Annotated in this window: 13 protein-coding genes; 1 reads left to right on the plus strand and 12 read right to left on the minus strand. The window is 29.7% G+C overall.

Annotated elements, in window-relative coordinates:
• The first annotated feature begins 37 nt into the window (after positions 1-37).
• Positions 38-913 carry a tRNA (adenosine(37)-N6)-dimethylallyltransferase MiaA gene (miaA, locus tag CLCT_RS06935; protein ID WP_149062690.1) on the plus strand — a complete coding sequence of 292 codons (876 nt, stop codon included), beginning with the start codon at positions 38-40 and terminating at the stop codon, positions 911-913.
• Here miaA and CLCT_RS06940 read toward each other — a convergent pair.
• The 12 genes from CLCT_RS06940 to nuoD are packed head-to-tail and all read right to left on the minus strand — an operon-like array spanning position 904 to position 15,009.
• Entirely contained in the window at positions 904-3,267 is a 2,364-nt protein-coding gene (locus tag CLCT_RS06940) for a tetratricopeptide repeat protein (protein WP_149062691.1), read from the minus strand. The two genes, miaA and CLCT_RS06940, sit on opposite strands and share 10 nt — an antisense overlap.
• Positions 3,268-3,291: 24 nt before the next feature.
• Positions 3,292-4,689 carry an NADH-quinone oxidoreductase subunit N gene (locus tag CLCT_RS06945; protein ID WP_149062692.1) on the minus strand — a complete coding sequence of 466 codons (1,398 nt, stop codon included), beginning with the start codon at positions 4,687-4,689 and terminating at the stop codon, positions 3,292-3,294.
• On the minus strand, positions 4,689-6,158 hold the full coding sequence (locus tag CLCT_RS06950; protein WP_039668891.1) for a complex I subunit 4 family protein: 1,470 nt from the start codon (positions 6,156-6,158) through the stop codon (positions 4,689-4,691). The genes CLCT_RS06945 and CLCT_RS06950 overlap by 1 nt, the downstream gene beginning before the upstream one ends.
• Position 6,159: 1 nt before the next feature.
• Entirely contained in the window at positions 6,160-7,962 is a 1,803-nt protein-coding gene (gene nuoL / locus CLCT_RS06955; RefSeq protein WP_149062693.1) for an NADH-quinone oxidoreductase subunit L, read from the minus strand.
• Complete coding sequence (gene nuoK, locus CLCT_RS06960; protein WP_039667768.1) at positions 7,950-8,261, minus strand: NADH-quinone oxidoreductase subunit NuoK; 312 nt, start codon at positions 8,259-8,261, stop codon at positions 7,950-7,952. The genes nuoL and nuoK overlap by 13 nt, the downstream gene beginning before the upstream one ends.
• Positions 8,261-8,767 (minus strand): NADH-quinone oxidoreductase subunit J, encoded by a 507-nt coding sequence (locus CLCT_RS06965; RefSeq protein ID WP_149062694.1) that lies wholly within the window; start codon positions 8,765-8,767, stop codon positions 8,261-8,263. Before CLCT_RS06965 ends, nuoK begins: the two co-directional genes overlap by 1 nt.
• Positions 8,760-9,392 carry an NADH-quinone oxidoreductase subunit NuoI gene (nuoI, locus tag CLCT_RS06970; RefSeq protein ID WP_149062695.1) on the minus strand — a complete coding sequence of 211 codons (633 nt, stop codon included), beginning with the start codon at positions 9,390-9,392 and terminating at the stop codon, positions 8,760-8,762. The genes CLCT_RS06965 and nuoI overlap by 8 nt, the downstream gene beginning before the upstream one ends.
• An 8-nt stretch (positions 9,393-9,400) precedes the next feature.
• Positions 9,401-10,399: an NADH-quinone oxidoreductase subunit NuoH gene (gene nuoH / locus CLCT_RS06975; RefSeq protein ID WP_039668895.1), complete on the minus strand. Its 999-nt coding sequence runs from the start codon at positions 10,397-10,399 to the stop codon at positions 9,401-9,403.
• Positions 10,396-12,849 (minus strand): NADH-quinone oxidoreductase subunit G, encoded by a 2,454-nt coding sequence (locus CLCT_RS06980; RefSeq protein ID WP_149062696.1) that lies wholly within the window; start codon positions 12,847-12,849, stop codon positions 10,396-10,398. Before CLCT_RS06980 ends, nuoH begins: the two co-directional genes overlap by 4 nt.
• Positions 12,846-13,562, minus strand: coding sequence for a hypothetical protein (locus tag CLCT_RS06985; RefSeq protein ID WP_149062697.1), 717 nt, complete (start codon positions 13,560-13,562; stop codon positions 12,846-12,848). The genes CLCT_RS06980 and CLCT_RS06985 overlap by 4 nt, the downstream gene beginning before the upstream one ends.
• Positions 13,559-13,786 carry an NADH-ubiquinone oxidoreductase subunit E family protein gene (locus CLCT_RS06990; RefSeq protein ID WP_039642382.1) on the minus strand — a complete coding sequence of 76 codons (228 nt, stop codon included), beginning with the start codon at positions 13,784-13,786 and terminating at the stop codon, positions 13,559-13,561. Before CLCT_RS06990 ends, CLCT_RS06985 begins: the two co-directional genes overlap by 4 nt.
• The gene (gene nuoD, locus CLCT_RS06995) at positions 13,783-15,009 is read right to left on the minus strand and encodes an NADH dehydrogenase (quinone) subunit D (RefSeq protein ID WP_149062698.1); all 1,227 of its coding nucleotides are present in this window, start codon (positions 15,007-15,009) and stop codon (positions 13,783-13,785) included. Before nuoD ends, CLCT_RS06990 begins: the two co-directional genes overlap by 4 nt.

Here is a 15,009-nt window from a genome sequence, read left to right on the forward strand (position 1 = left end):
TTTACTAAAATAATTTTAAATTTAGGATATTTTTACGATGTTTTTTGAATTTGCACTCATTGGAACCACTGCAAGTGGCAAAACAGAACTTGCTAATAAACTAGCTTATGAATTTAACGCAAGTATTTTAAGCCTTGATAGTCTTTGTGTGTATAAACAAATCAACATCGCTTCGGCAAAAACAGAGCAAAAAACCCTAGATGAGCTTGATTATTTTGGTATAAATTTGTTAAATGTCAATGAGCATTTTAACATTGCTTTGTTTTTTGAAGAATACAAAAAAGCAAAAGCCTTTGCTCAAAAAAACAATCAAATGCTTATCATCACAGGCGGAACTAGTTTTTATCTAAAAGCCTTAATGGATGGTTTGAGTGAAAATTTTAAAGAGAGCCAAAGCACGCTAAGTAATGATGAAATTTATCATTTAATGATAAAAATTGATCCACAAGCAAAAATAGAAAAAAACGATACTTATCGTTTGAAAAAATGGCTTGGAATTTATGAGCAAACTAATAAAGTTCCAAGTGAAGTTTTAAAAGAAACCAAACAAGAGGCTTTGATTAAAAAACTTGATATTTTTGAAATTTCTTGGCAGAAAGATCTTTTAGAAAAACGCATTATCAAGCGCACTAAAAATATGCTAAATGAGGGCTTAATAGAGGAAGCTAAAATGTTATTTGATAATTATGATCATCATTTAAAAGCACTAAATTCTATAGGCTTAAAAGAATGTAAAGAGTTTTTAGATAAAAAAATAAATTTAAATGAGCTTGAAGAGCTCATCATCATCCACACAAGACAACTTGCCAAAAGACAAAGAACTTTTAATAAAAAATTCAATAAAGAAATTTTAGATTTTCAAAGTGCTTATGAGAATTTAAAAGCTTATATTTTAAAAAAATATCAAGGCTGAGTATTTAAAATATTTAATTTATCTTTACATAAATTTTGCCAATTGCTCGTTGCGTTAATATCTATACAATTTTGTAAACTTTGTTTTTGATTTTGCACATCTTTTAAATCTTCATAAATATTACTTTGCACATAAAAAACTCTTGCGCGCTCATCATCTTTTAAAGGATTAGCAAGTAAATCTTTAAACAAAGTTAAGGCTTTTTGAGCTTGATTGCTTTGTTTTAAAGCTTTGATATAGATGAATTCTAAATCAGGACTAAAAAGATTTACCCCCTTTAAGTTTTGATAATCAATAGCCTTTGGAGCATAGTTTAAAATACTTGTTAGAAAATTATTTTTTTCACAATAACGCAAAAATTCATAATATAATTCCACCATACGATAATTCATAGGAAATTGCTCCAGTTTTTGTAAAGTTCTTATCATGGCATTATAATCTTGCAATCTAAGCTCAGCAAAAAACTTAATATAATTTGCTTCAAATTTTTCATTATCACTAATAATCGTTCTTGTGTCTAAAATATCGTTAATTGTTTTTATAACAAAATTATAACGTTTATCTTTAAGAGCTAAATCAGCACTTTGAAGCTTATAAAAAATAATATCATCGTTTTCATTTTCCACTATGTATTTTTTAGCTTCTTCTATGCGCGTTGTGCGTTTAAAACACTCAAGCATTTGCTTTTTATTTTGTATTTTACCTCCTATATTATAGGCTTTAAAATCACCATATATTTTAATAGCAGCCAAACACTCATCATTTTTTAATCTTTGCTCTAAAACCAAAATAGCAGCTTGCTCTAAAAGATTTTTTACTTCTTTATTGGAGTATTTTTCAATATCTTTTTGATAACTTATAACCTTTTCATAATTCTTTTCTTGAAAATATAATTTGACATTATCAAACAGCGCCTTACTAGAAATTTCTCCAGCGTATTTTTTCATAATTTCTTCATATTTTTGATGCAAAAAGCTTGCATTAGCATCTTTTAAATATAAAAAGTTTTTATCTTGTGCTTCTTTAATTAAACTCACATATTCACCCAAAGGAAAATCTTCTGTATAAAGATCTAAATATTTTTGAGCTTTAATATGTTCATTTGCATTTAATAAAGACAAAGCAAGATCTTTTAACACTCTTTCATATTCTTTATCTACCTTGGTTAAATGCGTAAAAATATACCCATAAATTTTAGAACTCAAATCATAAACCCTATTATTAGAAAAAGCTTTAGCTAATAATAAAGAATTTTCCAAATCGCTCATGAAAAATTCAGGGTTTGATTCTAAAATTTTATTTGCTAATTCTTTGGCTTCTTTTATATTTTGTGTCTCTAGATGATTTTTTGATAAAAATAAAGCAGCTCTACTAGCCAAATCTGCATTGGGAGTAGAATAATACACATCTTGATAAATATTATTTGCGGTATTTTTTTTACCCAAGTGATATAAATAATCTGCATAATCAAGTAAAGCCATTATAGTATATTTATCACCTTTGTGTTCAGTATTTAAAGTATCTATAATATATTCAACATTAGATCTTTGCGATAAACCCATATAAACTCTCATCATAATATACATCACTTCTGTATAATCTTTATCGTTAATATAAGTTCTCACCCATCTTTTAGCATCATCTAACATTTGTTCTAAAATTAGTTGGTCTTTATCAAATTCATAAGTATATAGTTTATTTTGAGCTCTTAGTTTATAAAGTTCAAATTCATTCATAAATACACTACCCTGGTAACGCTTAATAGCGCTAGTTGCATCCCTTAAAACCTGATCATATTTTTTTGCTTCATATTCTTGTTTTATACTAAAATAAGCATTAAAATCTGCACTTTTTGAAGTTTCCATAGGATTAGAATTTAAATCTAATGCTCCAATATAAGGCATTAATACATCATCAAAATAAATATCAAAATCAAGCCCATCGCTAGGTTTATAATACCTTAAATCTTTAGTAAAAATAAATACAAAATGCTTAGAAGCATCTTCACTCTGACTTTGAATTTCTTTAGCATTAAAAATATCTTGAGAATAATTAAACATCTTAGCTAAAATTTTAGGATAAATTTTGATTGTCAAAAAAGTTTGGTGCTTTTCAAAATAAATCGTAAAATCATCAAATTCTTTATTTTGAAACTGCATATTGCTAACACCTAAAACATTGCACTCAAAATGGGTTTTTTCAAATTCAAAAACACTTTTGCAAGTAAAATCCTTATCATCTTTTAAATGCAAAAGCGTAAAAGGACGTTTATGTTCCTCCCCTTTGTTAACAATAATTTCAAAAGAAAATGTATAAGTTATACTTAATAAAAATAAAAATAAAACCCTTATCATAAGCGTGATTATAGCAATATTATTTTACAAAAGCAAAAACACGCAAGAAATACTTCCAATCAAACACAAGCATAAAATAATCTTTTGTTTTACATCTAAGTTTGCACTTTCTATAATTTGAGCCTTTTTAAAAAAAACATAAATTAAAATTTTTAAATAAGCATAAAGCATAATCATAGAACTTAAAGCTATAGCAAATACAAGTACATAATAGCCTGAGTTTAAAATAGAAGCTAAAATTAAAATTTTACCCCAAAAAATACCAAAAGGCGGAATACCTGCTATACACAAAATAAATATAGCTAGCATTATAGACAATACTGGTCTTTGATCAAACAAACCTGAAAAACTCTCAAATGAGCTTTTTTGAAATAAACTCAATATTAAAAAAATTCCATAATTTGCAAAAGCAAAAGATATCCAATACACAAACAAAGCAAAAATTGAAAGCAAATAAGAAGTCCCATCTCCTTGAGAACTCACACTCATACTAGAAACAATAACTGCTAATATAAAAGAAGAATGGGTAATAGAACTATATGCTAGCATTTTTTTCACATCTTTTTGGATTAAAGCTACTATACTTACAGCAAGCATAGAAAAAATTGCTAGCAATGCTACTATGTATTCAAATTTTACTCCACCACCCAAAGCAGAAAAAATTCTTAAAACTACTATTATCATAGCTATTTTTGGTACTATAGATATAAATGCAATAAAATTTGTATGTACACCACAATACACATCTTTTAACCAAAAATGAAAAGGTGCAATAGAAAGTTTTACTCCAACAATGACTAAAAACATTACTCCAGCACAAAGCAGGATAGGGTCTGAAATATATTCAGAATGCAATAGATTATCTAAATCCAAAGACTTTGTTTTTAAATATACAAAAGCACAAGCAAAGACAAAAAACCCAGCGCCCACCGCAGCTAAAGTAAAGTACTTTATACTAGAGCTAATAGCATTATGAGTTCCTCTTAGTGCTATTAATGTATAAAGAGCCAAAGAAGAACCTTCTAAGGCTAGGAAAATTACAATTAAATTAGTACTTGATATCATTAATATCAAAGAAGCAATCATAAATAAAAACAAGGAAAAAAACTCTGCCTTTTGCTCATCTTTATCCATTAATAAATAAAGCATTGAAAAAACTAAAATAACTATTTGAGCAAAAATTGCATAATTATCACTTACAAATAAACCAAAAAAAGCATGAGAATTATCTAAAACAAAACCATTATAAATCAATAAAAAACACAAAGCACTAAATAAGGCTATAACACTTGCTCCTATATAAAAATTTCTAGAAAGCTTTTTAAATGCATCCAATAAAAGCAAAACAATGGCCCAAAAAAGCAATGATAACACAGGAAATAATAATACAAAATTGAATTTTTCTAAACTAAAGCCACTCATTAAAAACCTCTTATATCATCTATGATTTTTTGATTTTCTATTGCAATATTTCTTGTTTGCATAACTTCAAGAATGCTATTTACATTCAAAGCAATTTCATCAAGCATAGCACTTGGAGCTACCCCTAAATAAATTACCAAGGCACTTAAAATACTCAAAACAAAAATTTCACCTTTTTTTAATACTAATCTCTCCATTTTTTCTTCACTAGTGGCAAAAAACATATTTCTATAAATATTTAACATATAAATAGCCCCTAAAATAATCACACCACCTGCAAATAACGCATACCACAAATTCACACTTGCTATGCCTTGTAAAATTAAAAACTCACCTACAAAAGAAATAGTCAAAGGTAGTGAAATAGATGAAAATAATAACACCGCAAAGAAAAAGCTAAATAACGGAGCTGTTTTAGCTAAATTTTTATAAAAGTCTAAATCAAAAGTATGATATCTTTTATAAAGTATATAAGCAGCCAAAAACAAACCTCCCGTTACTATACCATGTGCAAACATGTAAAATACAGAGCCGCTTAGCCCATTATAAGTAAAAGTCACAATACCCAAAATCACCACACCTAAATGCGAAATTGAGCTATAAGCGATTAATTCTTTTAAATCTTTGGCTTTAAAAGCAATTAAAGCTGCATATAAAATTCCAACTATACATAAAATTGCAAGTAAAGAATAATAATGATTTAAAGTATCAGGTGTTAAAGGCAATATAAATCTTAAAAATCCAAAAGGAGCCATTTTAAAACTAACAAGCATTACAGATACTAAAGTTGGACTTTTTGCATAAACTTTTGGCGCCCAAGTGTGGAAAGGAAACAAAGGACTTTTAATCGCAAAAGCGATAAAAAATCCTATAAAGATTAAATTTTGTACACTTTCAGGTATGAAAAAATCACTCTTATACCAAGCAAGTAAATCAAAACTCCAATACCCAAAACTTTGATAATACAAAAATCCTACATAAATAATCGCTAAAAGCATGAGCATAGAACCACAAAATGCATAAATGAAAAATTTAATCCCTGCTTTATAATTATCTGAATATCTGCCTATTAAATAAATAAGTGGTATAAGAGAAAACTCCCAAAATACATAAAACAATAAAGCATCTAATGAAGCAAAAAGTCCTATAATACAAAATTGCAATAAAAATATACTTACAACAACACTTTTATCTTGAATATCCAAACATATAAAAGATAAAAAAATCATAATAGAACAAAGCAACATCAAGTATAGCGCTATAGCATCTACACCGATATGAAAATTAACTATTAAAGAATTTAAACTAAACTCATAAGCTATACCACCATGATAATTAAACAATAAAAAAACATTAAAAACTAAAATCAAGAAGCTAACTAAAATAGCAAAAGACTTACTATCTTCTTTTTGCAAAAATAAAGCTATAAAAGCTGCAAAAAATGGAAATAACATTAACAAACTAAGCATTCTACACCGCCAACGCTAAACAAAATAAACATACAAAAGCCAACACTGTAATTCTTAAAACCAAAGAATAATCCTTACCTATGCTAAGAGTCCTAGCAAAAGTTTTAAGGAAAAATGCAACACTATCTACCAAAGTATCTAAAATTTCTTTATCGCTTTTTCTTAAAAATTCACAAAATAAAGCATATTTGCTAACAATAAATTGATGATAAAACCTTGGTATATAGTATTCATTAAACAAAAGCTTATAAATACTTGTTTTAGAAAGTGATGGTTTAAACCAATTTTTCCAATAAGCCATGATAGCTAAAAGTACTCCAAGCACTGCAGCAGTACTTGCAAGCATCATAACTAAAGAATTTTGCCCATCAATAAAAGCTAAATTTTTACTTACAAACTCCATAAAGCTATGCTCAAAAAACCCTGCAACAATAGCAAGTAAAGCCAAAGGACTCATCGCAAGTAAAGCTATTTTACTAGCTTCATGAGGATGTTCTTCATGTCTTTTCGGAGTAAAAAATACAAGCATTAAAAGTCTAAAACTATAAAAAGCTGTCATAAAAGCTGCTATTAAAAGTACCAAGAAAATTCCATGATGATGACTTATAAAAGAAAATCCTAAAATTAAATCTTTAGAGAAAAATCCTGCAAAAGGATAAATTCCTGCCAAAGCCAAAGAGCCTATAAGCATTAAAATAGCACTAAAACGCATACTTTTATAAAGTCCACCCATCTTGCTAATATCAAGCTTATCATTCATCGCATGCATAACATTACCTGCACCTAAGAATAGTAAAGATTTAAAAAATGCATGAGTTGCTAGATGAAATAAAGCTATAGCATAAGCCCCAAGACCTGCTGCTACAAACATATATCCAAGTTGAGAAAGCGTTGAATAAGCAATAATTCTTTTTAAATCTTTAGCCACCATAGCCATAGAAGCAGCAAAAAGTGCTACAAAAGATCCAAGTATAGCGATAAAATACCCTACTTCAGGGACTTGCAAATAAAGTTCTCCAGCACGAATCACCAAATAAACTCCCGCAGTAACCATAGTCGCAGCATGGATTAGCGCTGAAACTGGTGTAGGTCCTGCCATAGCATCAGCAAGCCAAGTATGGAAAGGAAATTGTGCTGATTTACCCATAGCGCCCACAAAAAGTAAAAGTGCTATTAAAATCAAAATCATATCATTTTCATGCCCTAAAGATAAAAGGGTAAAAAACTCATCATATTTTAAAGAATTGAACTCTATATAAATTAAGAAAATTCCTAAAAGCAAAGCCAAATCTGCAATTCTATTCATGATAAATGCTTCATTAGCAGCAAAGGTATATTTTTCATTATGATACCAAAAACCTATCAAAAGCCATGAGCAAAGTCCAACGCCCTCCCAACCTATGAAAAGTCCTAAGAAATTATCACTCATAATCAAAAACATCATAGAAAAAACAAAAAGTCCTAAATAGCTAAAATAGCGATTAAACCCTTCATCATGCTCCATATAAAATATACTATATAAATGTACAAAAGTAGCAACTATACTTACTACATTCATCATAATTAAAGTAATAGAGTCTATTTTAAAACCAAAACTAACATCTACCAAAGATATCCAAGTGCCAAGTTCAAAATTAAAATGCACTCCATTGCTTAATAAAATAATTGAAGCAAGTGCTGAAAAAGCTATAAGCAAAGAAGCTATATAGCCTAAAATAATTTTCTTAGCACTAAAAGCAAAAATACCTAAAACAATAGCTGAAACTAAAGGAGAAAAAAGTACAATTAAAGCTAAATTTTGCATTTTAACTCTCCTTTTTCAGCTAAAGAGCTAAGCTCTAGTGTTCCTGTTTTTCTATACCATAAAACACAAAGTGCTATCCCAACAGCTACTTCACAAGCTGCAACCCCCATTACAAATAAAGCAAAAATTTGCCCTTCTATGTCTTTGTGAGAAGCTCCTGCTGTAACTAAAGCTAAATTAGCAGCGTTTAATAAAATTTCACTTGAAATAAAAAGCATAATTAAATTTTGGCGTTTTATAATACCTATTAGACCAATGATAAACATCAAAATAGCCACAATGTAGTATTTTTCTAACATCATTGCTCATCCTTTTTTATATTTTTTTGAGTAAGTGCTATAGCACAAATTAAAGCTATTAAGAGTAAAATTGCCATAAATTCAAAAGCAAGCATGTATTTTGTAAATAAAGTAAAACCTATTTGCTGAGTTGAATCAAGATCATAAACTTCACTAGTTTCATTTAAACCAAAGTTATAGCCCATAATAATACTAATTAACAAAATAGCACTAAAAATCACAGCAAAAATAAATACTCTTTTACCTTTTAGATTTTCCTTTACTTTTATTGAAGCATCAAAAAACATCATAGCAAAACTATAAAGACCTAAAATAGCCCCACTATAAACGATAATTTGAATTGCTCCAATAAATTCAGCATTAAGTAAAAAATAAAATCCGCTTAAAAAAATCATAGCCGCAGCCAAAGAACTAATAGCATAAAGTACACTAGTACTTAAAACGCTAATTAGAAAAAATCCCAATACCAAAACACTTAACAAACAAAAAGCTATCGTTTCAAACATTTTCTTCCTTTGAGGTATCTTGCTGTCTTTGCAAATCTATCTCATAATAATTTGGAGTTTTCTTTACTAAATCATCAGCATCTTTTCTTAAACTACCACTTCCTTCAAATACTACTTGATTTTTAAGCTCATCAATAGGAGTTAAAAAATCTTCCTTTTGACCAAAATACGATCTTTGCTCTGCTGCATTTTCATACTCTTTACCATGTACAATGGCAAGCTCAGGACAAACATCGGCACAAAAGCCACAATAAATACAACGCCCTAAATTGATACTATAATTTTCAACCTTTTTACGTCCGTCTTCGCTTAAACTTGTTTCCATTCTTATGCAATTACTAATACAAATTTTTTCGCACAAACCACAGCCAATACAACATTCATTTTCACTTTCAATAAAACGCATCAAACGATGTACCGCACGGTAGCGATTATCTAAAGCAACTTTTTCCATAGGATATTTAATCGTTGCACTATTATTTTTTTTAAACATTTCTCTTAATACGACAAACAAACCTACAAAAAGTTCTGTATTTAAAGAACGCTTGATTACTTGTATGAATTTTTCATAAGCATTTTGAGGATTTTTACGCTCAAAATCTACTTTAAAATAACCTTTTTTCATTGTTTTTCCTATACCACAAGCACTAAAGCACTAATTAATAAATTTAAAACCGCTAAAGGAATTAAAATCAAATAACACATTCTCATTACTTGATCAGGACGCAGTTGCGGAAAAGCCCCTCTAGCCCAAAAATACCAAAAGAACACAAAAGAAACTTTCAAAAGCATCATAATAGCTCCTGGTATAATCCAAAAATCATTAAATCCACCCAAAAATAAAAGCGATATCATAATCGCTCCGGTAATCATGGCTGTATATTCACCAATAAAAAACATACCCCATCTAAGCCCACTATATTCAGTGCCATAACCTGAAACAAGTTCAGTTTCGTTTTCACTTAAACAAAGCGGAGTTCTATTAGTTTCTATAAAAATGGCTATTACAAATAAAATAAAAGCCAAAGGTTGTTTAAAAATAAGCCAAGAAAGTATGCCTTCACTTTGATAATTATTAATATCTACCAAAGACAAAGAACCAACAAGCATTACAACACATACCAAAGAAAGACCTGCAACACTCTCATAAGAAATGATAGAAACAAGCCCTCTTGCCCCACCCAACAATGACCATTTATTATTACTAGCCAAGCCTCCTAAAAAAATCGCATAAAAACTAACTCCACCCATACCTATGACAAATAGTAAGGCCACATTGATATCAGCAATAATAGGGCGAATCACTCTACCAAATAAAGTAAATTCAGGAAAAATGGGAATAGCTGCAATTGCCACAAAAGCACAAATTGCTGCAATCAATGGAGCGATTAAAAACACCACTTTTTGAGCATAAGTTGGCACTATATCTTCTTTAGTAAAAAGCTTAATCATATCAGCAACTACTTGAAGTAATCCAAAAGGACCTACCATATCAGGCCCCAAACGACGATGAAATAAAGCCAAAGCCTTTCTTTCAAGATAAGTTGCCAAACCTGCTAAAGTAGCAAAAATAGCTATAACAAGCACACATTTAATAATTGTTTCTATAATAAAAAAAGTAATATCACTCATATTTTAGCTCCTGCTTTTTCAAGCCAAACTTTTGCATATCGAGCATTATTAAATAAAGATTTATAATCAATCTTACTATCATAATCCCCTAAATACGCACCATTTTCTAAAGATTCATCACATTTTACACTTATAGCAATTTGAGTTTTTTCATTTTTTAAAATAACACTATCATCTTGGTTTAAATCAAATTTTTGCATTATATCAACTGATAAAAATAAAGCTCCAACCTCATTAAAAGCTCTATTGCTAAGCTTTGAAAACTGATGAATACTATTTGCATAATATAGGGTTAAATTTCCTTCATTTTGCTTTTTGACTTCTTGGGTATTTAATGTTTTTTCAAACTCAAAATGAGAAAAATCAAGCTCATAGCCTCTATGATTTACCCCACCATTATCATAATGATTTTCTAACTCATCAAAATCAATTGCCCTAAAGCCTTTATTTTGTGGTAAAAATTTAGTATAGTTGATTGTAAATTCTTCATCAAAACCTAAAGCATTTGCTAAATCATTTAAAAAATAACCTTTAAATTCTAAAGCTGCATTTGTAGGAACTAATCTTTTATCATAATTTACAAAGCTACCTTCTTGCTGATTTAAGCTAGAACTTGCAAGATCAAAATGCCCATCATAAGAAAAAGTAAAATCGCCTTTTTCGTTATAACCTAGTATTTTTCCCACTTGAAAATCTTGACTTAAATCACAAATTAAACTCACACCCAAAGTATTAGTGCAAGTTGGATTTAAAAAGATTTTAAAATCGGTATATTTTTGTACCAAAGCACAAAGTTTTGCTAGTTTTACACTTTGCTCATCATAGTAAAAATCACTTCCTACAATAAGTGTAAATTTTTGCTTTTTTGCGAGCAAAGTTTCTAAAATATCCTCATCTATGCCAAGATTTTTCGCATAATTTGATCTTTGTACCTCTATGCTTTTTTTAATTTTTTTAGGCACAAGTTTTTTAACTTCTTCTATAATAGTTTCGCCATTTTCATTTTGTTTTTCTATCTTTTCAATAATTTCTTCATTAATAGTTTCTTCGATTTCTTTAGTGCCTTGATAATACGCATTTTCTAATATATTTTTAAAATCTTGTGGAAACTCTTTAGCAAATTTTTGCAAGATAAATAATAAAATATTTTCATTATCTTTAATATCATGATTAATCTGCAAGAAATTTTTAGAATATTTATCCACACCTTTATCTTTTATAGGGTGAAAATATAGCCCCGCACCTTTATTCATTACCAAAGCGTTATTAACTTTATATCCTAGCGTTGGCGCATCATAGCGTAAAAATGAACCTACGATGATTAAAAAATCACTTTGAGTAATATCATCTGTATTTGCATTATATATTGCATTTGCATTTTGATAAAAACAAGCTAGAAAATCTTGGAATTTTTTAGCTTCATGATTTATAAGGTTAAGGTTAAATTTTTTACTTAAATTTTGCAAGATTAAAGCTTCTTCGTTAGTAATAAAACTATTAAATAAAATATTTTTTATTTCATCGTTTTTCATCATATTTACTAGTTTTTCAAAAGCTTTTTCGTCTTTACCTTGAACTTCATTTTGGGTATTAAAACCATATCTTGCAGCTTTATTTAGCGTAGCAAAAGCAAAATCATTACTCACTCTATAAATTTTTTCTTTTTGATTATTAATACTAGTTTGTTTAATATCATAATACATCAACTCACAATCACTAGAATGTGGATTACTAGCTGGAATTTTCTTTAGCTCCCAAGCATTAGATGTATATTGAAAAGTCGAACCTACCAAGGCTCCTGTAGGACATACACTTGTACATTCTCCACAAAAAGAACAATCAAGCATATCACCACTACTTGGCGCAATTAAACTCTTTTGAAATTTAGTCCAAATCGCTAGCGCGTCTTTGCTCATACTTTCTTTAAAGCTGGCATCTGGTGCATTTGCTCCTCTTGGAGTAGTTTTTAAAGCACTTTCACCTATTTTATCTTTGCAAACTGTGATACATCTTTCACACACTATACATAAAGCTGGATCATAATTAATCTCGCCCCATTTTTTATGCTCTTTATGGGTATCTTTAATCCAATAATTTTGCACATTTACTCTTGCTTTGTGTGTAAAGTTTTGAAGCTCACACTCACCAGATTTATCACATACCCCACATTGTAAAGGGTGGTTGATACAATATGCTTGCATGATAGCATTGCGCTCATCCCACAAATTTGGCAAATCACTCTCTACCACCATACCTTCTTTAACTTTAGTATTGCAAGAATAAACCTTTTTACCATCAGCTTCTACCATACACATACGACAAGCAAGTGTTGGAGAACAACCATTTAAATAACAAATCGCCGGAATGAAAATATCATTTTTTCTTGCGACATTTAAGATATACTCACCCTCATTTGCCTCACATTCTATACCATTAATGATAACTTTCATTTTATAACCTTAACTTGAGCTTTTGAAAAAGCAAAACCAGCGCTTTCATAATCAAACAAAGCCACCGTGCCTTTTAAGTCATGATTGATTTTTACTATAGTTGTAAATTCTTGAGTGTTTATTTTTAAATTAATTTTATCCTCATCCTTAACCTTAGCAATCAAAGCAAAAGATGAAGAACAATGCAATTTTTTGTCTTCTAAAGGTGTTTGCATGATGATAGTTCCATCAAAATTATCAAGTTCTAAAAGTTCATTAAAAGAATTTTGTATTGACAAATTTTCTTCATTTTCATTAGAGCAAATCAGCAAAAGATTAAATTTATGACAAAGTTTTTCTAAAAAATACTTAATATTTTCAAAATCTTTATGTTGGTATAAATTTTCATCAAAAATAATACACTTTGCTTCTTTTAAAAAATCCAAAATCTCTAAAGCTTCTTCTTCGCCAAAGCAAGATTCAGCACTTAAATAACCCTCATCAAACTCGTTAAATTCAGTCTCCAAACTCATCTTACAAAGTAATGCAAGCACAAAAGGCACGCTTGCAATCTCACATTTATAAAAGCTTGCTTTTAAATTTTTATCTTCTATACAGGAAATATTATAATTTTTACTTTTGTTAAGCTTAGCACAAAGTGAAGGATTTTTTAAAGAAAGTAAATCCACAAAACACAAAGCATTTAAGCCTTCTTGATATTTTGCTAATTTCATTGTCCTACCTTTTTAAAAACTATAGTCCAATCTACTTGATTAAATTTTAAAGAATTTAAAAGTTCACAATTTTGCTCTTTTATGAAAGCAAAACTTTTTTCTACATTAGAAAAATCTCCTATTTCAAACAAAACCACTAAAACTTCACCCATGTAAGCATTTTGAATGATTTGTTCTAAATCTTTAAACAAATCTTGACTTTTTCTTAAATCCACACGTCTCATCGATCTATCTCACCTAAAACTATATTAATACTTCCTAAAATTGCCACCGCATCAGCCAAATATGACCCTACAAGCATTTCTTCTAAAAACGCACAGTGAAAAAAACTTGGGGTTCTAGCTCTTAATCTATATGGCCTACCGCTACCATCTGAGTGGATAAAAAATCCAAGTTCGCCTTTTGGACTTTCAGTTGGCACATACACCTCTCCTTTTGGTGGTTTTAAGCCTTGGGTTACTAGGACAAAATGTTGCATAAGTGAATAATTTTGTGTCATAATTTGCTCTTTTGAAGCACTTACATATTCAGGATGATTGCATAAAATCTCAGGCGGAGTATCTTGATAGAGCTTAGCACATTGAACTAAAATTTTCAAACTTTCTCTAAATTCTTGCATATAAACTTTATATCTTGCATAAGAATCACCCATTTTAGCCACAGGCACGCCAAAATCTACCTCATCATAAAGTAAATAAGGCTCTTCTTTTCTAACATCATAAGCAATCCCGCTTCCTCTTAGCATAACCCCGCTACAACCCCAACTTAGCGCTTGTTCTTTGTTTACCACTCCTACATTTTCAGTTCTTGCACGCCAAATTCTATTATCATCAAGCAAGGCTTCATAATCTTTTATATCATTTGGAAATTTATTGCAAAATGCTAAAAGTTCATCTAAAAAACCCTCAGGTAAATCAAGCATTACCCCGCCTATTCTCATAGATGAATGTGTAAGTCTTGCCCCGCAATATTTTTCTATTAGATCAAGCACATATTCACGCTCTCTAAAGCAGTATAAAAATACTGTCATCGCACCAATATCAAGCGCATGTGTAGCAAGCCATAACAAATGCGAAGCAATGCGGTTTAACTCAAGCAAAATCATCCTTATCACACTTGCTCTGCGCGGAATTTCTAAGCCACAAAGTTTTTCCACAGCAGCTACATAGGCATAATTATTTGCACTAGCTGCGATATAATCCATTCTATCAGTAGTTGGGATAAACTCTTGATAGATCATATTTTCAGCCATTTTTTCCATACCACGATGCATATAGCCTATACAAGGAGCAGCCTTGGTGATTTCTTCTCCATCAAGTTCTAAAATAAGGCGTAAATTTCCATGAGCGCTAGGGTGTTGGGGACCAAGATTTACTATCATAGTACCATCTTCACGCTCAAAGCTTATATTTTCATAATAAGGTTTTAATTTAGTAGAAATTTGCAT

Source organism: Campylobacter lari subsp. concheus (assembly GCF_008245025.1).
GTDB lineage: Bacteria > Campylobacterota > Campylobacteria > Campylobacterales > Campylobacteraceae > Campylobacter_D > Campylobacter_D concheus.